The organism is Gallibacterium melopsittaci (assembly GCF_042433085.1).
Lineage (GTDB): Bacteria > Pseudomonadota > Gammaproteobacteria > Enterobacterales > Pasteurellaceae > Gallibacterium > Gallibacterium melopsittaci.
Window position 1 is genome coordinate 1 of the sequence record NZ_JBHLWA010000030.1, and the last position, 25,418, is coordinate 25,418.

General features: G+C 35.8%; 24 protein-coding genes. 10 read left to right on the forward strand and 14 right to left on the reverse strand.

Annotation, left to right across the window (positions count from 1 at the left end; genetic code table 11):
* Positions 1-313 precede the first annotated feature (313 nt).
* Together ACFFHT_RS06380 and rimI are read left to right on the forward strand one after the other, a co-directional pair.
* Complete coding sequence (locus tag ACFFHT_RS06380; RefSeq protein WP_382374555.1) at positions 314-736, forward strand: DNA polymerase III subunit psi; 423 nt, start codon at positions 314-316, stop codon at positions 734-736.
* A complete protein-coding gene (rimI, locus tag ACFFHT_RS06385) occupies positions 723-1,178 on the forward strand; it encodes a ribosomal protein S18-alanine N-acetyltransferase (protein ID WP_382374557.1) in 456 nt (151 codons plus the stop codon). The genes ACFFHT_RS06380 and rimI overlap by 14 nt, the downstream gene beginning before the upstream one ends.
* On the opposite strand, the gene ribD is transcribed toward rimI, so the two are convergent.
* The 5 genes from ribD to hrpA form a co-directional block, all read right to left on the reverse strand.
* Positions 1,173-2,306 carry a bifunctional diaminohydroxyphosphoribosylaminopyrimidine deaminase/5-amino-6-(5-phosphoribosylamino)uracil reductase RibD gene (ribD, locus tag ACFFHT_RS06390; protein ID WP_382374559.1) on the reverse strand — a complete coding sequence of 378 codons (1,134 nt, stop codon included), beginning with the start codon at positions 2,304-2,306 and terminating at the stop codon, positions 1,173-1,175. The two genes, rimI and ribD, sit on opposite strands and share 6 nt — an antisense overlap.
* A 108-nt stretch (positions 2,307-2,414) precedes the next feature.
* A complete protein-coding gene (locus ACFFHT_RS06395) occupies positions 2,415-2,717 on the reverse strand; it encodes a helix-turn-helix domain-containing protein (RefSeq protein WP_382374561.1) in 303 nt (100 codons plus the stop codon).
* An 84-nt stretch (positions 2,718-2,801) separates the two neighbouring features.
* Positions 2,802-2,984, reverse strand: coding sequence for a type II toxin-antitoxin system RelE/ParE family toxin (locus tag ACFFHT_RS06400; protein WP_382374563.1), 183 nt, complete (start codon positions 2,982-2,984; stop codon positions 2,802-2,804).
* Positions 2,985-3,153: 169 nt separating this feature from the next.
* Entirely contained in the window at positions 3,154-3,606 is a 453-nt protein-coding gene (nrdR, locus tag ACFFHT_RS06405; RefSeq protein ID WP_382374565.1) for a transcriptional regulator NrdR, read from the reverse strand.
* Positions 3,607-3,692: 86 nt separating this feature from the next.
* Positions 3,693-7,649, reverse strand: a complete 3,957-nt coding sequence (gene hrpA, locus ACFFHT_RS06410) for an ATP-dependent RNA helicase HrpA (RefSeq protein ID WP_382374567.1) — start codon at positions 7,647-7,649, stop codon at positions 3,693-3,695.
* A 189-nt stretch (positions 7,650-7,838) separates the two neighbouring features.
* On the opposite strand from hrpA, the gene ACFFHT_RS06415 reads away from it, so the two are divergent.
* Together ACFFHT_RS06415 and ACFFHT_RS06420 are read left to right on the forward strand one after the other, a co-directional pair.
* On the forward strand, positions 7,839-8,840 hold the full coding sequence (locus ACFFHT_RS06415) for an AI-2E family transporter (protein WP_382374569.1): 1,002 nt from the start codon (positions 7,839-7,841) through the stop codon (positions 8,838-8,840).
* 85 nt (positions 8,841-8,925) lie between these two features.
* On the forward strand, positions 8,926-9,231 hold the full coding sequence (locus tag ACFFHT_RS06420; RefSeq protein WP_382374668.1) for a c-type cytochrome: 306 nt from the start codon (positions 8,926-8,928) through the stop codon (positions 9,229-9,231).
* A gap of 72 nt (positions 9,232-9,303) precedes the next feature.
* On the opposite strand, the gene ACFFHT_RS06425 is transcribed toward ACFFHT_RS06420, so the two are convergent.
* A complete protein-coding gene (locus ACFFHT_RS06425) occupies positions 9,304-10,635 on the reverse strand; it encodes a porin (protein WP_382374571.1) in 1,332 nt (443 codons plus the stop codon).
* A gap of 229 nt (positions 10,636-10,864) precedes the next feature.
* Between ACFFHT_RS06425 and ACFFHT_RS06430 the strand changes: the two genes are divergently transcribed.
* Complete coding sequence (locus ACFFHT_RS06430; protein WP_382374573.1) at positions 10,865-11,155, forward strand: YfcZ/YiiS family protein; 291 nt, start codon at positions 10,865-10,867, stop codon at positions 11,153-11,155.
* Between the two features lie 73 nt (positions 11,156-11,228).
* Here ACFFHT_RS06430 and ACFFHT_RS06435 read toward each other — a convergent pair whose 3' ends face one another.
* From ACFFHT_RS06435 to ACFFHT_RS06465, 7 genes are all read right to left on the reverse strand, one after another.
* Complete coding sequence (locus ACFFHT_RS06435; protein ID WP_382374575.1) at positions 11,229-11,990, reverse strand: ATP-binding cassette domain-containing protein; 762 nt, start codon at positions 11,988-11,990, stop codon at positions 11,229-11,231.
* Positions 11,991-11,997: 7 nt separating this feature from the next.
* A complete protein-coding gene (locus tag ACFFHT_RS06440; RefSeq protein WP_382374577.1) occupies positions 11,998-13,053 on the reverse strand; it encodes a peptide ABC transporter ATP-binding protein in 1,056 nt (351 codons plus the stop codon).
* Between the two features lie 12 nt (positions 13,054-13,065).
* Positions 13,066-13,953: an ABC transporter permease subunit gene (locus tag ACFFHT_RS06445; protein WP_382374579.1), complete on the reverse strand. Its 888-nt coding sequence runs from the start codon at positions 13,951-13,953 to the stop codon at positions 13,066-13,068.
* Positions 13,946-14,905, reverse strand: coding sequence for an ABC transporter permease (locus ACFFHT_RS06450; protein WP_382374581.1), 960 nt, complete (start codon positions 14,903-14,905; stop codon positions 13,946-13,948). Before ACFFHT_RS06450 ends, ACFFHT_RS06445 begins: the two co-directional genes overlap by 8 nt.
* Positions 14,902-16,599: an ABC transporter substrate-binding protein gene (locus tag ACFFHT_RS06455; RefSeq protein ID WP_382374583.1), complete on the reverse strand. Its 1,698-nt coding sequence runs from the start codon at positions 16,597-16,599 to the stop codon at positions 14,902-14,904. The genes ACFFHT_RS06450 and ACFFHT_RS06455 overlap by 4 nt, the downstream gene beginning before the upstream one ends.
* Positions 16,600-16,728: 129 nt before the next feature.
* Positions 16,729-18,120, reverse strand: coding sequence for a UDP-N-acetylmuramate:L-alanyl-gamma-D-glutamyl-meso-diaminopimelate ligase (mpl, locus tag ACFFHT_RS06460; protein ID WP_382374585.1), 1,392 nt, complete (start codon positions 18,118-18,120; stop codon positions 16,729-16,731).
* A 284-nt stretch (positions 18,121-18,404) separates the two neighbouring features.
* On the reverse strand, positions 18,405-19,541 hold the full coding sequence (locus ACFFHT_RS06465; protein WP_382374587.1) for an RNA-guided endonuclease InsQ/TnpB family protein: 1,137 nt from the start codon (positions 19,539-19,541) through the stop codon (positions 18,405-18,407).
* A gap of 93 nt (positions 19,542-19,634) precedes the next feature.
* On the opposite strand from ACFFHT_RS06465, the gene ACFFHT_RS06470 reads away from it, so the two are divergent.
* Positions 19,635-19,820 (forward strand): transposase, encoded by a 186-nt coding sequence (locus ACFFHT_RS06470; RefSeq protein WP_382374670.1) that lies wholly within the window; start codon positions 19,635-19,637, stop codon positions 19,818-19,820.
* A gap of 194 nt (positions 19,821-20,014) precedes the next feature.
* Here ACFFHT_RS06470 and ACFFHT_RS06475 read toward each other — a convergent pair whose 3' ends face one another.
* Positions 20,015-20,818, reverse strand: a complete 804-nt coding sequence (locus ACFFHT_RS06475; protein ID WP_382374589.1) for an HI_1241 family integral membrane domain — start codon at positions 20,816-20,818, stop codon at positions 20,015-20,017.
* 94 nt (positions 20,819-20,912) lie between these two features.
* Here ACFFHT_RS06475 and gloA point away from each other — a divergent pair, with 94 nt between their 5' ends.
* The 4 genes from gloA (at position 20,913) to ACFFHT_RS06495 (ending at position 25,235) form a co-directional block, all read left to right on the forward strand.
* The gene (gene gloA, locus ACFFHT_RS06480; RefSeq protein ID WP_382374591.1) at positions 20,913-21,320 is read left to right on the forward strand and encodes a lactoylglutathione lyase; all 408 of its coding nucleotides are present in this window, start codon (positions 20,913-20,915) and stop codon (positions 21,318-21,320) included.
* 90 nt (positions 21,321-21,410) lie between these two features.
* A complete protein-coding gene (rnt, locus tag ACFFHT_RS06485; RefSeq protein ID WP_382374593.1) occupies positions 21,411-22,097 on the forward strand; it encodes a ribonuclease T in 687 nt (228 codons plus the stop codon).
* Between the two features lie 56 nt (positions 22,098-22,153).
* A complete protein-coding gene (locus ACFFHT_RS06490; RefSeq protein WP_382374595.1) occupies positions 22,154-23,512 on the forward strand; it encodes a Na+/H+ antiporter family protein in 1,359 nt (452 codons plus the stop codon).
* Positions 23,513-24,221: 709 nt separating this feature from the next.
* Positions 24,222-25,235, forward strand: a complete 1,014-nt coding sequence (locus ACFFHT_RS06495) for a porin (protein ID WP_382374597.1) — start codon at positions 24,222-24,224, stop codon at positions 25,233-25,235.
* The last annotated feature ends 183 nt before the right edge of the window (positions 25,236-25,418 follow it).

Consider the following 25,418-nt stretch of genomic DNA (forward strand, 5'->3'; position numbering starts at 1 on the left):
CAAAAAGTAGGCTTAAAGCCTTGTACTATAAGGCTTTAAGCCTACTTTTAGCAACAAATTTGTCTATTACACCAGTAATATAAATATTTGATTAAATTTGAAATGGAAAAATGAGCAGTAAGAAAATGGTCTATAAACTGCTCATACAATATTATTTTAAAATTCAAGTATATTATTCTTTTACTACTCTTGTTCCAGCTTGTCCTAATAATGCCTCTGAAGCTAACCAGTGAATATGCTTCTTATCCAACTAATGCTCCGTTTTTCTAATAAGAAATGCTATGATTAGCAGCGGCAAAAAGGAGCAAAACAGATGAATAGACGTGAATTGTTACTACAAGAAATGAGTATTCCTCTTTGGGAACTAAAACATCCAAAAGCGTTACAAGGTGTAGGTAATATCCAAATACCTCAGCATACTTATACTGTTGTTTTAACCAACGATCCTCAACTAACTCAACATATATTATTACAAGATTTAATCCGAGCTATCACTGGTTCAACAAACAAATTTATCCAACTTACTACTGATAAGTTAGTTCGCTTAGAAAGCCAACATCCATTATTTATTTTCTATACTGAAGATTGTCAAACCGCTTTTATGCATTCACCTTTTGCTCAATTACCACATCAAGCTATTTTATTGCCACAAAACTTACAATTAACCCTTGAACAAAAACGCCATATTTGGCAAAAAATTCAACAATATCTAATAAAACAACATGGCACACTTTAATATTAATATTCAACCTATTAATGAAACAGATTTTGCTCAACTCTTTGTCATTGAAACCGCTGCTCATAGCGTACCTTGGAGCCTAGGAACACTTAAAAACAATCAGGGCGAAAATTACCTAAACCTAAAAGTGATACAACAAGATCAGATTGTTGGCTTTTGTATTTGTCAAATTGTGCTAGATGAAGCGACTTTGTTTAATATTGCAATTCATCCACAATATCAAGGACAAGGGTTGGGTAAAACCTTATTACAATCATTAATGGATCAATTAAGAGAAAAATGGGTCACTACGCTGTGGTTAGAAGTTCGGGAATCTAATCAGAAAGCCCTATCTCTTTATCAAAGATTAGGCTTTAATGAAGTTAGTGTGCGTAAAAACTATTATCCGTTGTCAGAAGGGGGACGTGAACATGCAATCATTATGGCGTGCTATTTATAAACTTGGTCGGCGATAAACTAATTTAATATCTTCACCAATTTGTGTCATTTCAACCAACTGCCATAATGGAGCATCAGCGAGATGATATAAATTCGGCAAATGACATAATCCTCGAGCTTGGTCTCCCAATAATTTTGGTGCCATATAAATAATGAGTTCATCCACTAATTGGGCTTCAATCAATTTTCCTGCTAGTGTCGCTCCCGCTTCTACCCAAACAGAATTAAGCTGTTGTTTGCCTAAAAAAGTAAATAAATCCGTTAAAAAATAAGAGCTTTCTGGTAGAACTTGCTGTTCACAAAACGCAGGATAACCTTGCATATCTCTTGCTTGAGAACTTACTAACCAAATGGGGGATTCGGTTGCAAATAAGCGACCTATTGGTAAAACCTTATGTTGTGAATCTAAGATAATGCGTAACGGTTGACGTAATTTTTCTTCTGGATAGATCGCTTGAATTTGTGGATCTAATTGCGACCAACGCACAGTTAATGCTGCATTATCGATCATCACCGTTTTACTGGTTGATAAAATTGCAGATGCCATAGCACGATATTGCTGTACATCTTGTCTAGCCAATTCCCCAGTAATCCATTGGCTTTCTCCATTTGCCATCGCCGTTCTGCCATCAATGCTCATCGCCATTTTGAGTTGTACATAAGGCAAACCAGTTCGCATTCGCTTTAAAAAACCACGATTTAACTGCTCTGCCTCGTGTTCTAGTAAGCCTATTGAAGTAGCAATTCCTGCATCTGCCAACATTTTTAAACCACGTCCAGCAACCTGTGGATTAGGATCTTGCATCGCCGCCACTACACGCACTACCCCAGCTTCAATCAATCCTTTCGCACAAGCTGGTGTTCGCCCATAGTGTGAACAAGGCTCTAAAGTTACATAGGCAGTTGCTCCTTTTGCATTTTCTCCCGCCTCACGCATTGCCATCACTTCAGCATGCCCCTCACCCGCTTTTGTATGATAACCTTGTCCAACAATTTTCCCATCTTTGGCCAACACACACCCTACCGCAGGATTAGGTGTACAGGTAAAACGTCCTCGTTTAGCCAGTTTAATTGCCAACGCCATAAATTGTCGATCTTCCTGTGAAAAGTCGGTTGAGTCTATTGTCATATTAATCGTTGTCCTTCTCTTTTAAATTCTCTGTTTTATTTTTAAAAATAGAATCTATGTTATAGAAAGATAAATGGGAGAATAAAACTCCTCCTAAATTTGAATATTTTATAAATGGAAAGTGACCGTTTTTCCTGTAGGAAGCTCTATTGATAAATTTAATACTCCACCCATAGCTTCTACATAACGTTTTACTGACGAAAGACGAATATCATTCCCTCTTTTTTCTAAAGCTGCCACAGATGGTTGTTTAATATTTAGCGCTTCTGCCATTTGTTGTTGTGATATTTCTAACTCCTCACGAATACGATGTAACTGTAATTCCATACGCATTTCTTCGGCCATTTGTTTGACTTTAACTTGTTGCTCTTTAGGTAAGTCAGACATTAAATCTTTAAAACTCACACTCATTTTTTGTATTCCTTTTCAAATTGAGAAAGGTATAGATCATAGGTTCGTTCTGCTAGTTCAATCATCTCTTTATAAAAACGTTTTTCATTTTTTCTTTTTTATCGCCACCACATAAAACAATTGCTTGTCGTATAGGATCAAAAATAAACGAAAAACTGATTGTTTAGACTGTACTCTTAACTCCTTTAAATTGACATACTTAGATCCTTGCAATGTATCAACATAAGGTCTTCCTAATTGAGGTCTTTCCAAAGATAGTAATCCCAAAGCGGCATAAATTTTTAGTAAATCATCTTGTGATAATATTTTTATCCAGTCTAATACTGGCGTTTCTAATAAAACATCCCACTCTTACTTCACCTAACACCCCTCTAATTATAGACTATAATCTATAATAACGTACAAATTTCTTTAGCACCATCAGTTTTTATATGGTTTATTCTGTGCTTAATTTATCGATCTCATCACTAAACTGTTTAATATCATCAAAACTAAGATAAACAGAGGCAAAGCGGATATAAGCAACCTTATCCATTTTCTTTAGTTCACTCATCACTAAATTTCCCACCAATTTACTTGGTACTTCTCGTTCACCCGTTGCTTGTAATGCATGTTCAATCCGCATTATTGCTTCTTCAATTTGTACATCACTAACAGGACGTTTTTCTAACGCATGATAAATACCTGCTCGCAATTTTTCTTCATTAAATGGCTCACGATTGCCATTATTCTTAATAATACGCGGAATAATTAATTCTGCAGATTCGAACGTAGTAAAACGTTCCTTACATTGTAAACATTCACGGCGGCGTCTAACCTGATAGCCATCGGCTACCAATCGACTATCAATCACCTTAGTATCTGGTGCAGCACAAAACGGACAATGCATTTTGCCTCCTATTTTTTTAGTTAGGTTATAAGTAAGTAATTAATTTATTACTCACCTTGCTTAGTTAATCTAGCCCAATATTCCCATTATTGACCTGTAAATGAAGCGGCATTCTGAATAACATTCAAAATACGTTTATCCGAAATCGGATAGGCTGTCCCTAATTGTTGAGCGAATAAACTGACTCGTAGCTCCTCAATCATATACCGAATTTCCAGAATATCATCTGGGATTGGTTTAGATTTTGGTAATTTATTTAATAATTGCTGATATTCTTGTTGAACTTTCTCAATTCGTAACATTGCAGCCCTGTCACGATTAACATCTTGTGCGACTTTATCTAATCGTTTATCAATGGCTTGTAAGTAACGATATAAATCTGTTAGACGCTGATAACCTGTCTTTTCCACAAAGCCAGGATAAATCAATTCACTAATTTGAACTTTAATATCTGAAAGTGCAAAGGCTAGGTTAAAATCTAAGCGTCCTTTCATACGCTTGTTAATTTCAAATGCTAACGTTAAAATTTGTTCTACCTTTTGGGCAATCTCTACAGTGATTTCATTTAAATTTTCTCGCACAAAATCTCGTAATTGATCAAACTTTTCTTCTTCCCAAACAAATCCACCAAAATCAACAATTAATTTATCGACTGCACACGCAATACAATCATCAATTAATTGTAAAACCGTACCAAATGGCGTGAAATATAAACCTAACTTCGCTTTATTTGGTAATTTTTCGTGCAAATACTTAATCGGTGAAGGCACATTTAATAATAATAAACGGCGTAATCCTTGCTGCATTGCACGTTGTTGCTCAAATTCAGTTTCAAACAGTTTGATACCCACAGACTCTTTTTCATCCACTATCGCTGGATAAGCTCTAATACAAAAACCTTGTTTTCTTTGCTCATAAAATTGCGGTAATTTATCAAAATTCCAAATATGAATTCCTGTTTGTTCAATCCCATCATCTGCCACTTCCGCAATACTCTGTTGAATCCGCTCTTTTAATACTATTTTTAAACTATCAAGATCACTGCTTTCTGCAATTTTACGTCCTTTTCCATCAACAACTCTAAATGTCATCTTTAAATGTGTTGGAACTTGCTCCCAATTCCACTCATCTGGCTCAACCCAAACACCAGTCATTTTACGGAATTGTTCACTCAACGTTTCAACTAATGATTTTTCAAAAGGTTTTGCTCTCCCTAAAAAAGCCTCGGCATAATTTGGTGCAGGCACAAAATTTCGTCGTTGTGCTTTTGGTAAAGATTTAATCAAGGCAATCACTAATTCTTTGCGCAATCCAGGAATTTGCCAATCAAAACCATGTAAATCGACTTGATTCAATAATGGTAACGGAATATGTACCGTCACCCCATCTGCATCACTGCCAGGTTCAAATTGATAGGTTAATTTCAATTTTAAATTCCCTTGATGCCAGAAGTTCGGGAAATCTAACGCACTAATATTCGTTTCTTCATTCACTAAGAAGGCTTTCTCAAAATTAAGTAACTCAGGATCTCTGTTTTGTGCCTGTTTCCACCATTTATCAAAGTGACGTTGAGAAATCACTTCTGTCGGGATACGTTGATCATAAAATTCAAATAATGTCTGTTCACTGACCAAAATATCACGGCGACGAGTTTTATGCTCCAACTCCTCAACTTCTTTAATTAATTTCTGATTTTCAAAGAAGAATTTATGTTTTGTGTACCAATCTCCTTCCACCAATGCCGAACGAATAAAAATTTCTCGACAAGTCAAAGGATCAATCGAACCATAATGCACTGTTCGAGCTTGTACAATCGGCACGCCATATAAAGTTACTTTTTCACTCGCTAATACTGCCCCTTGTTTTTTCGACCAGCGAGGCTCATGGTAGCTTCGTTTAACTAAATGTTGTGCTAACGGCTCAATCCATTCCGCCTCAATACTTGCAACCATTCTTCCCCATAATTTACTGGTTTCTACCAGTTCTGCTGCCATACACCATTTCGGTTGTTTTTTAAACAATGCAGAAGCAGGAAAGATAGAAAAATGCGCATTCCTAGCCCCTAAATATTGCTGTTTTTCAACCTCTTTCGTTCCAATATGAGAAAGTAACCCTGTTAATAATGCGGTATGAACGGCCACATATTCCGCTGGTTCGGTATTAATTGCCAACCCCATTTCGCGTACGGTTAAACGTAACTGATGATAAATATCTTGCCACTCACGAATACGCAAATAGTTGAGATAATCTTTTTGGCATAAACGGCGAAATTGGTTACGAGAAAGTGCTTTCTGTTGCGTTTGTACATACTGCCATAAATTCACAAAGGCTAAAAAGTCAGAATTTTTATCTGCAAAACGGCGATGTTTCTCATCAGAGGCCTGCTGTTTTTCTTGCGGCCGCTCACGCGGATCTTGAATTGATAATGCAGCCACAATCACCATCACTTCACGCAAGCTCCCCATTTGTGCCGCACTCAACACCATTTTTCCTAAACGAGGGTCAATCGGTAAATTAGCTAACTGCCGACCACTTTCGGTTAATACTCGTTTTTTTCCTGTCCGAGTATCAATCCATTTTAATGCTTGTAACTCTTCTAACAGGCGTAACCCGTCTTGGATTTGGCGGCGATCAGGGGAATCTACAAAAGGAAAGGCCTCAATATCGTCCAAACCCAATGCAGTCATCTGTAAAATCACCGAAGCCAAATTGGTACGCAGAATTTCTGGATCAGTAAATTCAGGACGATTATTAAAATCGTCTTCTGAATACAACCGAATACAGATCCCTTCACTTACCCGCCCACAGCGTCCTTTCCGTTGATTAGCGGAGGCTTGCGAAATAGGTTCAATCGGCAAACGTTGTACTTTAGTCCGATAACTATAGCGTGAAATTCTTGCTGTCCCAGGATCAATCACATATTTAATCCCGGGTACAGTTAGCGAGGTTTCGGCAACATTGGTTGCTAAAATAATGCGGTTTAACCCACTTGGGTGAAAAATACGATTTTGTTCTTGAGCGGATAAGCGTGCATATAGTGGTAAAATTTCGGTATGACGTAATTCTCGTTTTTCTAGGGCTTCCGCAGTATCCCGAATTTCTCGCTCACCATTCATAAAAATAAGAATATCGCCTCGTCCTTCTGCTTGTAATTCATCTACTGCATCAAAAATTGCTTGCAACTGATCTTGATCTTCACTTTCAGCGACTGGTCGATAGCGTACTTCTACTGGATAAGTACGTCCTGATACTTCAATAATCGGTGCATGATCAAAATGGTTAGCAAAACGTTCTACATCAATCGTTGCTGAGGTAATAATCACTTTCAGATCTGGACGGCGTGGTAATAACTGTTTTAGATACCCTAAAATAAAGTCATTATTTAAACTACGCTCATGTGCCTCATCAATAATTAATACATCATATTGATTTAAGTAACGATCTGATTGGATCTCGGCTAACAAAATCCCATCTGTCATTAATTTTACTTGGGTAGCCTCACTGACTTGATCGTTAAACCGCACCTTGTAACCAACCAAATCACCTAATTCTGTTTGCAACTCTTCGGCAATTCGTGTCGCAACAGAACGGGCTGCAATACGGCGAGGTTGCGTATGCCCAATAAAACCTTTTTTACCTAGCCCCAACTCCAAACACATTTTCGGTAACTGTGTCGTTTTACCTGACCCAGTTTCCCCTGCTATCACCACCACTTGATGATTGGCAATCGCCGTTAAAATTTCTTCTCGCCGTTGGCTAACAGGTAACTCTTCGGGATAAGTAATAGTAATCGGTCGTTGTTGACGCTGTTGATATTTCTGTTTAGCCAACGCTACCGCTTCAATTAGTGTTTGCTGTAATGTCTCTTTCGCTTGATATGGCGCACGACTAATCCGTGCTTTTAGCGCATACTTATCAACTAGCATAACGTGATCTAATTGAGATAAGAGTTCACGTTGCCAAACATTTAATACATTAGATTTATTACTTTTTGCTGAATGGATAGTTTTCTTTTTAGTTTGAAATTTTTGTTGTTGAGTCATAATTTTTTATTAAAACGAATCACTGCCGTCTATTATACTGGTGTGATTAGTACCGACAAGTAAGTTCTACGCTGCTTCATTGGAAATTCCCCATAAATCATTTCCAATATTTTTTATTGCTACTACAATAAACTTTTCTTTGTGCTATCAGTCTAATCGAGCGCATTTTGTTTTGCAGTATTCATTATCATGGAACAATTACCACTAACTTTCAGAAATTTTCTGCTTGCTATCAGTAGTGTATTAATTTTATGGCTACCTGTATTTGAATTACACCTTGTCTTGATATTATTCACTGCATTAACGGCATATGCAGCCACTGAAGCTTTCTCACGTTACTTACAGAAATATTCTAAACATGCCATTGGTTTAGCTGTTTTTATTGTGATCACCTTATTTCTATTATTAATTTTGTTATTTGCCAGCTGGATTGAGAATCGTGCCGATGCCTTTAGTGCAAGTAAATTAATGAGCAGCGTTGCTGATATTTTGGATGAATTGCACGCAAAACTCCCTGATTCTATTGCAACTCATATTCCTGACGGTGTAAGTACTTTACAAGCACATCTATCTCAATGGTTAAAATCGAATGCTCAAGAACTACAAACTGCAGGCTTATATACTTTACGAGGTTTAGGTCATTTTATTGTCGGTACAGTATTAGGTGTCATTGCAGCTTTGCAAACCCTACCACTAACCACAAAACAGAAAGCACTACCAGCATTACTCCAACAGCATTTCCAACATCTATTACGAGGTTTCACCAATGTCTTTTTTGCTCAAGTACGTATTTCTTTAATTAATACTTTTTTAGCAGCACTCTATCTGTTAGTCATCCTACCTGCTATTGGAGAACCACTACCTTTAGCAAAAACAATGGTTCTTATTACTTTCTTTGCTGGACTCATTCCGGTCGTCGGTAACCTTATTTCAAATACGTTTATTGTCATAATGAGTTTAGGAAATAGTATTGGCATTGCGATTACTTCACTAACATTTCTGGTTGTCATTCACAAATTAGAATACTTCCTCAATGCCGAGATTATTGGACATCGCATTAATGCTAAAACATGGGAATTATTAATTGCGATGGTTTTAATGGAAGCCGCTTTTGGTATCCCTGGATTAGTTAGTGCGCCTGTTATTTATGCACAACTTAAACAATCATTAGTTTATCGACAATGGATCTAACCCATTGTTGATATTGATCTTATTACAAAATTTCTTTATAACTTCTGCACATTTACCCATTAATAATTTAATGTTAGGAGCAATGATGAAACACATTTATTTTCTGCTTTCTACAGCCTTTTTTACAATCACAGCACAAGCAAATGCCAATACTGAAAAAGGAGAACAGCTTTTTCAACAAAACTGTACCTTATGCCATGGTGAACAAGGCGAAAAATCTGCCTTAAACCAATCTGCTATTATTAATACCTTGAGCAAAGAAGAAATTATTACCGCTTTAACTAAACGTAAAAATGGGGAAATTGTTGGTGCTGGAAATCCTGTAAAATCACGTTTAAGCAGTGAAGATATGCAAGCCATTGCGGAATATTTGCAAATATTGAAGAAATAATGATTTCTTACTTAACAAAAAACAAAGGCTGAATTTTTTCGTTCAGCCTTATTGTTTAACTATTTTCTAAAATTAGAAACGATAATTTAATCCTAAACCATATAAGGTCGCAGTTGATTTAGAGTCGAATTTACTACTAATCGCACCTTGTTTTTCCTCAAATGCCAATCTTTTCCCTTTAATAAAGGCAAAACCTGCATCCATAGAAAGATTTGGTGTAAAACGATAAGTCGCCCCTAAAGTGTACCAAGTACGATCTGTATCTGGGATTGAGATTGAGTTATAACCTTTAGATACTGCACTTTCATCATGTGCAACCCCAGCACGTAAAGTTAATTTATCATCTACATCATAGATAAAACCAAGCGCAATACGAGTGGTATCACTAAAGTTTTCATCTTTTTGGAATAACTCTGATCCATTACGATGTGCATATAATTCTTTAAAACGGCTCCACTCAGTGCGTTTTACACTATAAGTGACAGCAAATTTTGGTAATAAGCGGTGATAACCTGCCACTTCCCAATACGCTGGTAGAGGTAATTTTAATGAACCTGAACCATTACCATCTTTAACGTTTAGGACACGCCATAAAGTTTGAGGAATTTCAGTTGTATAATTGCCATCAAAATCTAAGCTAACATGTGAATGATATGAGATACCGATACGGTTATTTTCGTTGAATTCATAAGTCGCACCAACATTCCAACCAAAGCCCCAAACATCACCCTCTAATTTATGGAATAAAGTAGATTTATCTAATGATGCTGCTTGACTAGCTAAAGCTCCATATACTCCAGCCATAGCAGGATTTAAAGCCACCGCTCCACTAAGCTGATAAGCTGCACCAGCACCAGCCATGCCTAAACGACGTTCAACTGTTGCATCTGCATAAACTGCATTTAAGCCAGCCCCCACACTTAATTTATCAGTTACACGATAAGCACCACTTAAATTGAAATTTAAGGTTGTTAAATCGGTTTTACCTGCGAATGGACCTGCACTGTAATCATCATTAAATTCAGTTGCTAGCCCATAATTTACGTTTACTCCACCACCTACAGCAAAACGATCATTGATTGGATAAACTGTATAGAGATAAGGAATTGTTTCTTTAGTTGCAATATCATCATGTGCTGCATCTGCACCTAGAAAATTTCCTGTTAAATCAATATTTGGACGGACATAAATTCCACCAACAGAAATTTCTGGACGTTTAAATTGTGTCATTAACGCTGGGTTTGATGAAATCACAGAAGCATCTTCTGCAATCGCTGCATCCCCTGCATAAGCACGACCTAAACCTGAAGTTGAAGTCTCATGTAATTGGAATGCAGAAGCAAACGCACCTGATGAAGCAGCTGCAACTAAAGTAGCAAGTAGAGTTTTGGAAAGTAAACGCATTTGTTATTCCTTGTAGTTATTAAAAATATTTACAATTTGAAGGCTCGCATATTAGGCAAATTTATAACTGAACTCAATATCATTTATGGTGTTTTATACAGTGATTAGACCAGTTACGTAAATTTACTTTTGATATAGATCAAATGCTTTTCACTCTACGAGGTTTTCTCTTTCTCTCGTGTTAAAATAAATTTGTTTTTTTATATCTTTTTTTGAAATGGAGTTATTTATGAGCCAAATGAAATGCAAGGCTGAAGAAGCAAAAGTATGCTGCTGTGTTGATGTTGGAACAGTAATTGATAATGAAGATTGCAGTGTTAACTTTAGTCAAGTTTATGCTAGCGAAGAATTAGCGAAAGAAGCCCTAGCTTATTTAACTGAAAAAGCACGCGCTGCAGAAAGCGACCCTTGTGAAATTACCAGTGAAATTACTGCGGTGAATGATGGTTATCAACTAGATGCGAGCTTTACCTTCTGTTGCCAAGCAGAAACTATGATTTTCCAACTTTCCACTCGTTAATCATCTTAAAATATGGTTTCGCCTTAAAGGGCGAAACCAGACTTCTAACCAATCTTAAAGGAAAACTCAATATTTATTGTTGCAATAAACGCTTAGTTTGCTCAGTTTGCGGATCAGCAATCACATCTAAAGTATCGCCATACTCTAAAATTTGACCTTCATGTAATACTAATAATTGATCAGAAATATGTTTAATAATGCCTATGTTCTGTCCGATATAAATATAAGCAATTCCAAGTTGTTCTTGTAATTTTAGTAATAGATTAATTAATTGAGCACGCACTAAAGAATCTAATGAATTCAAGGCATCATCTACAATGATAACTTCTGGCTCAAGAATTAATGTTCGAGCTAATGCAATACGTTGTTTTTGACTAATCGTTAAATCACTAAAACGAATATTGGCATGAATAGGCGACAATCCAACTAAACGTAGCGTTTGAAAAATTTTCTGATTACGTTCTTCTTCTGATAAAGGGGTGGCTAAACGTAAGGGTAAATCTAATGTTTGCCCTACATTTAAATGCGTATTAAACGTTGCATTTGGATCTTGAAATAACATCCGAATATGTTTAGAGCGAAAGGAATAATCACCAAATTTTAACGCACGATCTTTAAAAAAGATTTCTCCTCGACTAGGTTCTGTAATTCCAACAATCATTTTCGCTAATGTCGATTTACCTGAACTATTTTCACCAATAATCGCTAGCGTTTTACGTTGTTCAATCTGAAAAGAGATATCTTTTACTGCATCAAACGCACGATTAAATAAACCATTTCCACTCGCTGGAAAAGTTTTTGTTAAATTCTCAACACGCAAAACAACTTCACTCATTGGTTTTTTACTCTTCTTTCTCTGTTTCATTAGCTTGAATGGTAATAGGTTCTATCTTTTCAGCGGTCATTGAATGAACTCGCATATTTAATGGATAGTAACAAGCATATTCATGCTGTTTCACTCGTCGAGTTGGTGGCTTAGTAACACACTTACGTTGTGAAAATGGACAGCGTGGGCCTAAACGGCAACCAATCGGTAAATTCGTCAATAAGGGCACCATACCAGGTAAGGCATTCAGCTGCGTTTTCGGACCTAATGGCACGTTATAGTCAGGGTTTGAATTCATTAACGCTTTGGTATAAGGATGATAAGGAGATTCCATAATCATCTCTTTAGGGCCAGATTCTACGGATTGCCCACAATAAAGGATGTTTAAAGTATTACACCATTCACTAACAGAAACCAAATCACTACTTAAAAATAAAATTGTTGTACCGTGATTTTGATTCATTGCCGACAACAAGCGATAAATTTGCCTTTGTGTATTAGCACCTAATGTATTAATTGCCTCATCTGCGATTAATAAACGTGGTTGATTGGCAATAGCCATTGCAATCATCACTTTTTGCCCTTCACCTTCAGTAATTTCATCTGGATAACTCCGCATAATATCAAGGTGATCTCGAATCCCAACTCGGTGTAATAACTCAATAACTCGCCGTTTTTTCCAACCAAACCAACGCCACCACTTACCTTTAAATGTCCAACTTGGAACACTTTGTCTTAATTGCGAACCAATTGTCTTACTCGGATCAAGATAAGTTAACGGATCTTGATAAATCATTGAAATTTGCCGTCCCACCAGTTTTCGCCGCTTAGATGTTGATAATTTTAAGAGTTCAACATCATTAAAACGAAAGCGATCTGCACTGATAATCCAATCTTCTTTAACAGCATTACAAATCACTTTTGCAATTAAACTTTTCCCTGATCCTGACTCGCCAACCAACCCATACATATCTTCTTCATTCAAGGTTAAGTTAACATTATCAACAATACGCACCTTGCCTGTTACCGTTTTAATATCAATACATAAATTACGAATATCTAATAAAGCCATAAGATCTCCTGATTATGAATGATATTTGTTAAATGCTTGCAATAAGCTATTGCTTAAAACGATAATGACTAACACCGATACCATAATAGCAGTTCCTGGCAATACCACTGCCCAAGGTGCAATATAAAGCAAGTCAAGTGCATCACGAATCATTGCCCCCCATTCGGGTACTGTAGAGGCTGCTCCTAATGAAATAAAACTCAATGCACTAATATCCATAATCGCTAAAATAAAAATACGAGAAATTTCACGTACAAATACAGGAAAAATGTTTGGTACAATGGTTTCTTTCAACAAAAGATATTTAGAAATTCCCTCAAGACGAAGCAACACCACATAATCTTTCTGTAATTCTTGTTGTACAGCACTATCAATTTGATGAATAAAGTGTGGCAATAAAGCGAGAAAAATTGCTAACATCGCATTTTGCAGACCGCTATCCATCAATGCTGCAATAATAATCGCAACTAATAAAATAGGAATAGAAAGGAAAACATCACCAAGATATTTTAATGTTCTTGATTTCACACCTTGATTAATACCAACGAATAATCCTAATCCACCACCAATCAATAAAATTGCCAAAACAATGATGAATGCAGAACCGAACGTATAATGCACTCCCCATAAAATACGACTGAACAGATCTCTACCGATATCATCTGTCCCCAAGAAAAAATTTAAATCCCCAGCTTTATCCCAAAATGGGGGCATTAACTCTTTACCAATAAACTGTTGTTCAGGTGAATAAGGCGATAAAAACGGGACTAAAATTCCCGTTGCTACCAATACCGAAAAACAGAATAAACTAAACAAAGCAATTTTATTCTGTCTAAAGATAGACCAAATATCTCTGATAGTATTGGTAATACGAAAGTCTTCTGCTCGTTGCTCAATCATACCAAGCCTTTTTCTTATATGGATCTAATAAAAACTCACTGAGATCGGCGACTAAATTAATCAATAATACAATCAAACCAATTACCATCACTCCAATAGCCACTGCATTATAATCTTGTTCAGATAAAGCTGCGATCAACCATTGTCCAATCCCTGACCAATTAAAGATATTTTCAATCAACATACAAGCTGCTAGAGTTAAGGTAAAAGTTCGGATAAGTTGTGGCAAAATTGGACCTAAAGTATTGCGTAATAAATAAATGCGTAATACCCGCATTTTAGACCAACCACGAATTAAAGCACTTTTCGTGTAATTGGCAGAAACAACTTGTTCAGCACGATATTGTGTTAAGCGAATGACTTCCATCATTGGCGTGATCATTAAAACTAATGTAGGTAAGGCAAGATGCTGTAATACACTTTGTATAATTTTAATACGATAAGTCTCTCCCACAAACCAGACATCAATTATCGCAAATCCTGTAATCGGCTTAATTTCATAAAGTACATTGTATTGACCAACGGAAGAGATTTCCCAATGATAAATTGCAGCTAAATACAATAAAATTAAACCGATCCAATACACTGGTATCGACAAACCTACTGATGAAATGCTACGAATTACACTACCTACCGTACCACGGTTTAACGCGCCAATAAATCCTAATGGAATCCCGAAAAGTAATGCTAAAAAGAGTGCTACAATACATAATTCCAACGTAGACGGCAGTACAGCCAAAATTTGATCACGCAATAATTCTCCACCCACATAAGTAATCCCAAAATCACCAATTAATAATTGATTAATATAGATGAAATATCCTTTAATGAAAGAACTTTCAAATAAAACTTGGTTTAATGGATCTTTTAACATAATCCAATAGGACATCACGCTTAAAACCACTAATGAAATAAAAATTAATAATAAGCGACGTATCAAGGCAATAATCATTTTTGTACCTCATTTAGTGACAATCCACGAAAATGGATATTGCCAAATGGTGTCATCGTAATTCCTGCCACACGATTATTGGCTACCAATACATTATTTACCGTTGCAATTGGAATAATCGGAACTTGGCGAATAATCAGTTGTTGTGCCATATCATAATCAAGCGAACGTAGTAACTGCACATCTGTTTGTAAGGCTTTAATTAATAAAGCATCTAATGGTGGATGACACCAACTGCTCAAATTAGAAATAGTGCTTTGTGATGGACAACTTAAAATTGGACGTAAAAAACTATCAGGATCAAGGTTATTCGTTACCCAACCAGTCAAAATCATATCGTAGTTATCTGTACCCTCTTGTACACGCTTTTTCAAGAAATTATAAGATACCACTTTAATATTCACTTTTACGCCCACTTTTTCTAAATCATATTTGATCATTTCTGCCATCTTAATAGGATTAGGGTCGTAAACTTGTTCCTCGTCAATCACCCAAAATGACAAAACCAAATTTTTATTTGCCAATAACGAACGAGCTTTTTCAGGATCATAGTCATAATCAAATGATGTCGCATTAAAACGAGAAGCCCACGATATTTGCGGAATAATCGTTTGTGCTACTTTCGCTGTTCCATAATAAATATGTTGAATAATACGATGGCGATTAATGGCTAATGCTAACGCACGTCTAGTATCTACATTCTGCATAACTTGACGTTTCATATTCAACGCAACAAATGCCAAATTCATACTATCAGAAACGCTAATTCGCACACTTGGCAAACGTTCATTTAACAATTTCAATTGACTAGCATCTGGGAATGCCACAATATCACATTCCCCATTTAAAAATTTAGCCAACCTACCTGTTTTTGTAGTGGAAACATCAATCACAACATTTTTAATCTTAGCTTTCTCTCCCCAGTATTCATCATTACGAACTAAACGAACATTCCGATCACGAAAATAACTTTTTAGTTGATAAGGACCTGTACCGACTGGCAATGTATCTAACTGTGCCAAATTGTCATCTGCATTTAACTGTAAGGCATATTCATATGACAAAATTACCGCATTTGAGCCAGAAAGATGCGATAATACGGATGCATCTGGTGAAACTAAATGAATTTGAACTTGATAGGGATTAATCGCAGTAACAGATTCAATCTTATTCCGTAAACGAATGCTTTCAAAATAAGGGAAATGTCTATTTTTTGCCTTTTCATTAAAAAGTGTATTTTGTGAAATTTTAGTACTACTATTTTCAATCTCATCTTCAAGAGGAAAAATCCCATCATTTTTACCGATAATACGATTAAGCGAAAAAACAACATCTTCAGCATTAAATTCACGCGTTGGCGTAAACCACCCCGTTTTATGAAACTTAACCCCTCTACGTAAATTGATTGTAATGGTTTTGCCATCCGTTGAAATATAGTAAGAGGTCGCTAATGAGGGCACAAGGTGGTTATCATTGCCACTTAATTCAAACAATTTATTATAAATTTGATCCGCTACGATATTAGTATTACTACCAATATCGGCAGTTTGTGGATTTAAAGACACAGGCAAAGAGTGCGTACAATAAACTAACCCATTATCAAATACTTGTTTAGGGACGCTTGGTGCTGCCATCGAGATATTTGCTACACACGAACCAAACAACATCACCACAATATATTTTGAAAAATTCATAATAAAACCAGTATATTTATTAATTTTCTATTTCAGCGTTAATCACTCAATATTACCCCAATACATACGCCCAATCTTCTGTAAAAAGATCTACTATGCAAGATGCATTCATTATGAAAAATTGAACTGTTATCTTAAAGGATCTGCAGATTTTGCTTTTAGTTTGGTTAAAATCTTCTGATGAATACCACCAAAGCTGCCATTACTCATCACTAAAATATGATCTGTTGGTTTAGCTTCTTCGACAATTTTATCTACTAATAAATCAATATCGGCTGACCAAGTTGCTGGCTGGATACATTGCTTTGCAATTTCTACAACCTCCCATGGTAAATTGTCTGGTTGTAATAAAAAAACATAATCTGATCGGACTAATGCAGGTGCTAATTCTTTAGTATGCACCCCCATTTTCATAGTATTGGAACGTGGTTCAAGCACTGCTAAAATACGAACGCCACCACCAACTTTGTCACGCAATGCCGCTAAAGTCACTGCAATCTCTACTGGATGATGTGCAAAGTCATCATAGAGCGTAATACCATTCACCTCACCTTTCACTTCCAATCGACGGCTAGCATTAACAAATGTTGCCAAAGCCTGACACGAAGTTTCAATACTTACACCCGCATGATGAGCTGCTGCAATTGCCATTAATGCATTGAACATATTATGTTGTCCAACGATATTCCACTTCACTTCACCGACTTTCTTCTGGTGATGAAACACCTCAAATTCGGTACAGTCATTACGTAAACGTTGTGCATACCACTCTTTATCTTTACCAATAAACTGTTGTTCACTCCAACATCCCATTGCCAATGTTTCTTTTACACTGGTTTCATCTGCAAAAGAAAGAATCCTTCCTTTTGATGGGATAGTTCTAATCATATGATGGAATTGGCGTTGAATAGCGGTGAGATCATCGAAAATATCCGCATGATCAAATCCAATATTATTGATAATTAACGTTTTTGGAGTGTAATGGATAAATTTTGAACGTTTATCAAAAAATGCTGTGTCATACTCATCAGCTTCAATAACAAAAAACGGAGAACGACCAAGTCGAGCAGAAATACCAAAATTGCCTGAAATACCACCGATAAGAAAACCAGGTTCCAATCCAGCTTGATCGAGAATCCACGTTAACATCCCAGTCGTTGTTGTCTTACCATGTGTTCCTGATACAGCTAACACCCAACGATCACGTAATAGATGATCGTGTAACCATTGTGGTCCAGACATATAAGGTAAATTGTTATCTAATACATATTCTACACAAGGGTTTCCTCGTTTCATTGCATTGCCAATAATGACAAGATCTGGCACAGGTTGTAACTGTTCAACATCATAATTAGAAATAATATCAATTCCACTTTTTTGTAGAAATACACTCATTGGTGGATAAACATTAACATCAGAACCAGTGACTTTATAACCTAATTCTCGTGCAAGAATAGCTAATCCCCCCATAAAAGTACCACAGATACCTAAAATATGAATATGTTTTTGAGTTGTTTCCATTATGTTCTCACTTTACTTACACTTATTAATATTAAATTAATCTTTTCAATAATTTATATAATGATGCCATATCATATAACTTTTATTACTATAATACCGCCCTGCTTGCTTAAATCATAAGCATCATTCACCTCAATATCTTGACATCCTCCCCACCCTAAAGAACGGAGATTCCTACTAGTGCCAATTGCAAGCAATGGACTACTCTCGGTGGGTTCTTGTTGCTGACTTCTAATGAAGTTCACTTCACAAGCTCTACGGACATGTCCTGCCCTGACATTTTATTACGCGTGGACGATAGCTCGCCCACGCCCCAATACGTTTAACGCTCCAACCACATCAGCATTTTCTGTGTAGCCACATTCTACACACTCAAAATTAGCCTGTGTTTGGCGATTTTCTTTTGCTACATGACCACAACAAGGGCAAGTTCGACTGGTATTTTGCGCTGGCACTGCCACTAAAAATCCGCCTTGCCATTGCGTTTTGTAGTCCAACTGACGGCGAAACTCAAACCAAGATTGATCTAATATCGCTTGGTTCAACCCTGATTTTGCAGCAACATTTTTGCCTGGTGCTTCCAACGTGCCTTTAGCTGATTTTGACATATTTGACACCTGCAAATCTTCAATATAGATCATGGCGTGGTTTTTGCTGATTTTGCTTGAAGTCTGATGCAAGAAGTCTTTGCGACAATTGGCAATTTTATGGTGCAGTTTGGCAATTTTCGCCTTTAATTTCTGCCAGTTTTGACTAAATTTAACCTTATTTTTGAGTTGGCGTTGGCGTTTTGCCAATTTGCCTTTGTAGGTTTTAAAGGCGTTTAATGGCTCAAAAAATTCACCGTTTGAAAGCGTGGCAAAACGTGCAACGCCCATATCAATACCGATTTCACCGCCTTTATGTGTCGAGATTTCGTACTCAAATTCAGTTTGAATACTGACAAAATAGCGACCGCACTTTTGGCTGACGGTCACATTTTTGATTTCACCAACGATATCTCGGCTGTTGCGATAGCAAACCCAGCCAATCTTTGGCAGATACAAGCGGTGATTTTGTTGCTCTAATTTGCAACCTTGCGGAAAGCGAAAACGCTCTTTTAACCCTTTTTTCTTAAATTTTGGGAAGTCTGCTCGCTGTTGAAAGAAATTTTTAAACGCACTTTCTAGGTCTTTTAAAGACTGTTGAAGCACTTGAGAATGGCATTCTTTTAGCCAAACGAATTCTTTTTTCCATTGTGGAAGCAAGTTGGCGATTTTAGTGTAACTGAACTTAAAGCGGTTATCTTGCTCGTATTGTTCATTTTGCCAAGCCAACGCCCGATTGAACACAAAACGAGCACAACCACAGAACTGTTTAATTCTGCGGATTTGGCTACCATTTGGCATTATCTCGAACTTAAAGGCTTTGCGTAGTTGCATTGACAAGGTTTAGAATGTAAGTTTTCAACATTTTACACTTGGTCTATGCAAAAAGAAACAGAAATTAGACATGGTAGGCATTGCGTTTTTAATATGCATGTTCACTTAGTCTTTGTAACAAAATATCGCCGTGATGTTTTTACGAAAGCCATTTTAGACGAACTCAAATTGATTTTTGAAAGCGTCTGCAATGATTTTAAAGCAAAATTAGATAAATCCATTCAACAACTCGCTTGGTATGCAGTTTACATTTTTAATAATCGCACTATTGATAACTGATTTATTCAGTTAAAATTTAATCATTTCAATCTTTTACAACCTACACAAAACTATTACTTATCAGCTATTTTACCTGAGGAAGAAATGACAGTAGTAAGTAAAAATCTTGTCACTAATCATACACAAGAAATATCCATAAGCCCCATCATCAAATTTATTCAATTTGCAGATGAAAGCTCACTCTCAAAATAAGCTTAAAACAATAAAATTGGTGTGATACCTGATAACAAAAAGTTAACCATTAATAACCAATAATTTGGTTTTGTTTTTTTCAAAATTGGATAACTCCAAATCGCTAATAACAATAGATGGATAATAAAATAACAGGAAAGATGAAATGGTTTCCATACCATCATTTGTTGATCTAAATAAAGGATTAAAATTGTCACGAAAGCAAAAACATCACTTGCAACTAAGATAATTAACACAAAATAGGGTAATAAAGCCATCAAACCATGTAATCGATTACGAGAAACGAGCAAGCCCCAATAAGCTAACCCAATACCAAACACAATCTGTAATAATGGATTGAATGTTAAACTTTGTGTGATAGGTAATAAAAATAAAGGAATCAATGCTAATAATAATCCAATACCACCTGCAATAGAACCTAACCATAAAACACCTTGTCTTAATTGTTCTTCTTTCGGTTGCCGCCATGTAGTTAATGTTAATACCACACCACAAATATAAGCCAAGCGAACAGGTAAATAGACCTTTACTTGAAAACAAGTCAATAATAACCAACCAAGCCAAAAAATTAGAAAATAAAGATTCCAACGACTCAAACGGCTACGCTGCCCATTACAAATTTCGCCACGCAAAAAGATAAGCTGACAAATTAATTGGGCAGACAATACAGCAATCATTAAGTGTGAAATAATGACTTCGCCAAAAGGTTTCACCAATAAAAAAGCATAATCGGCAATAAAAAGGAATAAAATAGGAGCAAGCGAGAGTGCAACCACTTCTACTTTTGATTGTTGATGATCTGACATACTAATAACCTTGATAAAAATTGTGATTTATGTCACGCATTATGGCATAATCACTCGATTTTTTCTTTAAATTTCATTTTTCGTTGGAGGAAATATGCGTTTATTACATACAATGTTACGTGTCGGTGATCTTGAACGTTCTATTAAATTCTATACAGAAATCTTAGGTATGCGTGTTTTACGTCGCAGCGAAAATCCTGAATACAAATATTCATTGGCATTTGTTGGTTATGACGATGAAGACAAAACCGCTGTTATTGAGCTTACTTATAACTGGGGTGTGTCTGAATATGATTTAGGATCTGCATTTGGACATATTGCTATTGGTGTAGATGATATTTATGCAACTTGTGATGCCGTGAAAGCTGCTGGTGGTAAAGTGACTCGTGAACCAGGCCCTGTAAAAGGCGGTACAACAGTGATTGCATTTATTGAAGATCCTGATGGTTATAAAATTGAGTTCATTGAAAATAAAAGTGCAAAAGAAGGTTTAGGTCAATAAATCTTAACTTTTATGTTTAAATTCACTCCTCACCAATCTCCTATCTGGTGAGGAGTGATTGTTTTAACTTTCTATATTCTGGTATTCAATGTGACTCAAACAACTGAACAATCATCTGAACCTATTAATTATAATCTCCTTAAACACCGCTTCCGTGGTTATTTTCCCGTTATTATCGATGTAGAAACATCTGGCTTAAATCATCAAACTGATGGCTTATTAGAACTTGCTGCTGTGACTGTAAAAATGGATGAGCAAGGCATACTAATTCCTGATGAAAAATGCCACTTTAATATCCGCCTCTTTGAAGGTGCAAATATCGATCCTAATTCCTTAAAGATAAATGGCATTAATCCCAATGATCCTGAACGTCAAGCAGTTGATGAACATACTGCTCTCACCGAATTTTTCCAAATGGTTCGACGTGGGCAAAAAGCAGCCGAATGTAAACGTTCTATTTTAGTTGCTCATAATGCAATGTTTGATTACAACTTTCTGATGGCAGCGATTAATCGTACTGAAATCAAAAGAAATCCATTTCATCCTTTTGCAACTTTCGATACCGCAACCTTGGCTGGATTTATGTTTGGACAAACTGTATTACGTACGGCATGTGATACAGCAGGCATTCCATTTGAACCAAGTAAGGCACATTCTGCGTTATATGACACAGAAAAAACCGCTGAATTATTCTGCTTAATGGTAAATAAACTAAAACAAGCAAACCTTTTCCCACCTATACTATTAGATGAGAAAAATTGCTCGACAAATCTCTAATTTTTATAGATTATTGCGTTTCTCGCATCACAACATTCATTTAAGGAACTTTAATTATGTTATTTAGCAACGAAGTTGTTATCTCAATTCTCGTGTTGCTTGCGTTAAGTTTAATGCGCATCAACGTGGTGATTGCGCTAATTATTTCGGCACTTACGGCTGGATTAGTTGGTGGATTAGATCTCAATAAAACGGTCTCAGTATTCACTGATGGACTTGGTGGCGGTTCATCCGTTGCGATGAACTATGCTGTTTTAGGGGCATTTGCTGTCGCCATTTCTAAATCTGGTGTAACGGATTTATTAGCTTACAAAGTGATTATGCGTTTAGGACACACACCTAGCCACCGTACACTATTTTGGTTTAAGTATTTATTGCTAGCTATTTTATTAGCTTTCTCAATCTCTTCCCAAAACTTATTACCAGTCCATATTGCCTTTATTCCTATCGTTGTACCGCCACTGCTAGGTATTTTAAATAAATTAAAAGTGGATCGTCGTGCTGTCGCTTGTGTACTGACTTTTGGTTTAACTGCTACTTATATGTTATTGCCTGTTGGTTTCGGTAAAATCTTTATTGAAAATGTTTTAGTAAAAAATATTAACGAAGCTGGTGCTCAATTCGGTTTACAAACTTCTACTGCTCAAGTTTCACTTGCTATGGTGATTCCTGTTATTGGGATGGTAATTGGTTTATTAACTGCTGTATTCATCAGCTATCGTAAACCAAGAGAATACGTTGTTCATTCAAGTGAACCAACATCTGATGATTTACAACAACGCATTGCTAAAATTAAACCTTTCCATATTTGGATTAGTATTTTTGCAATTATCGCTGCGTTTACCCTACAACTTTTCACAGATTCAACTATTGTTGGTGGGTTAGTTGGCTTAATTATTTTTGCGGCAGGCGGCATCTTTAAACTTAAAGAAAGTAATGATATTTTCCAACAAGGTTTACGCTTAATGGCAATGATTGGCTTTGTGATGATTGCCGCCTCAGGCTTTGCTAAGGTTATCAATGAAACAGGTGGTGTTACTGAACTTGTGCAGTCTTTTAGTAATACCATTGGTCCAGATAATAAAGGATTAGCCGTCTTTTTGATGTTATTAATTGGTTTATTTATCACAATGGGTATTGGTTCTTCGTTCTCAACAGTGCCAATTATTACCTCTATTTATGTACCAATTTGTATTAGTTTTGGTTTTTCACCATTAGCAACAGCTTCCATTATTGGGGTTTCTGCAGCGTTAGGCGATGCGGGCTCACCTGCTTCTGATTCCACATTAGGCCCAACATCTGGTTTAAATATGGATGGAAAACACGATCATATTTGGGACTCTGTTGTACCAACCTTTATCCACTACAACATTCCGCTATTAATCTTTGGTTGGATTGCAGCGATGGTACTTTAATATAAACGAGAAAAAATGGGCTATAAACTAGCCCATTTTTCTTAACATTTGTGTTTAAATCTTCCCCACTCTCTTTATTTAATAAAATTAACTTACAATTTTCATTTTTACAAAAACCACTCCATTAGGAGAGCTTCCTTACAAGATCTATTTTGTTTAATAACCACACAATAATCGATTAACATTTAGCAAATAAAATTTAGTCAATTTTTCTCTACAAAAATTAGGATAAATAAAAAAAGTGAGGTAGATCACAAATTTGCAAAAACTAAAAAGTTTCATAAAAGAATAAAAAAATTAGGCTAACGCTTAAAAAATAAGCTAATTAATTTTCTATAACGTGATCTTCCTCACAAATTTAAAAATTAACAAAAAAAGTTTTGAACTTTTAATCTGACAAATGAAAATTCATTTTAATTATAAAAAAATCATATTTTTCATATAGATAAATTATTTAATTTCAAATGTTACAATTTTTGATTTTATTATTCAAGATATAAAAAATATTGGAGTTTTATTCAAATAATTGATTTTTAATATATTTTTAAATAGTTCCCTAAAACTACAAAAAAATTGACAGATTTTGGAAACTCTGTACTATTCATCCCGAAATGAGTAATCGCTGAGTAATCACACAGTTACTTAGCATAATCCCAGTTATTTAATGATTTGCTATTAAATAACATCACTTAAACACAGAGGTGTAATTATGAAAAAAACATTAGTCGCATTAGCAGTAGCAGCATTAGCAGCAACTTCTGCCAACGCAGCAGTGGTTTATAACCAAGATGGTACTAAAGTAGATGTTGGCGGTTCTTTCCGTTTACTTTTATCCAAATGGGAAGGTGAAAGAACAGATCTTAAAAATGTAGGTTCCCGTGTATGGGTTAATGCTACTCAAGATTTAGGTGATGGTTATAGTGCATTAGCTTATTTAGAAATGCGTTTCCAAGATAAAAATAGTTTTGATAGCATTTCAGCAAAACGTGTTTATGCTGGATTTGCTAAAGAAGGTGTTGGTACTTTAACTTTTGGTAGCCAATTAACTAACCTTGATGATGTTACAGTATCTGACTATACCTATGATTTAGGTGGTATTAAACAAACTGCAACTGAAACTACTAGAGGTGTTAAATTCCGTAGTGCTAATTTTGGTGGCTTTAGCTTTGGTTTAGATTATATTTTTGGTAAGAAAGATAAAAAAGACTACAATTTAGATTCTGGTTTTGGTGTATCTGCATTCTATACTGCAGCATTAGCAGCTGATACTAAATTAACTTTAGAAGCTGGTTTCTCACAATTGAAAAAAGGTTCTTTAACAAAAGATGTTAAAGAAAATGCATTCTTAGTAGGTACTGAGTTAGTATCTGGTCCATTCTCTTTAGGTATTGACTATTCACAAAAGAAACGTAGTGATGACAACTATGGTATTGCAGATACAGATTATGGTGTAACAGCTGCAAACAAAGTACGTGAATTAGAAGTTGGTTTAAAATATAAATACTTAGAAAATGCTTCTATCTATGGTGAATATATTAATGGTAAAGCAAGTCTTGCTGCAGATGATCATGTAAAACGTAATACTTTCATTTTAGGTACAGATTATTGGTTTACTAAATCAGTTGTAGCATACTTAGAAGGCGGCACAACTCAATTGAAAGATAAAGCTGGTGACAAAGATAGAGATAATAAAGTTGGCGTAGGTTTCCGCGTTTACTTCTAATCTAGTAAATATACCTTTTATCCAAGCCTTAGGCAGTTGCCTAAGGCTTTTTTATTTGTCTAAAAAATAGACATCTATTGAATCTTTTGTTTATTTTTCAAACAAAAAGTTTAAATAAAGATTGATCCACTAAAAAAGTTGGCGTAGGATTTTTGCTCGAAATGGAGGCGCCTTAGACTTCTG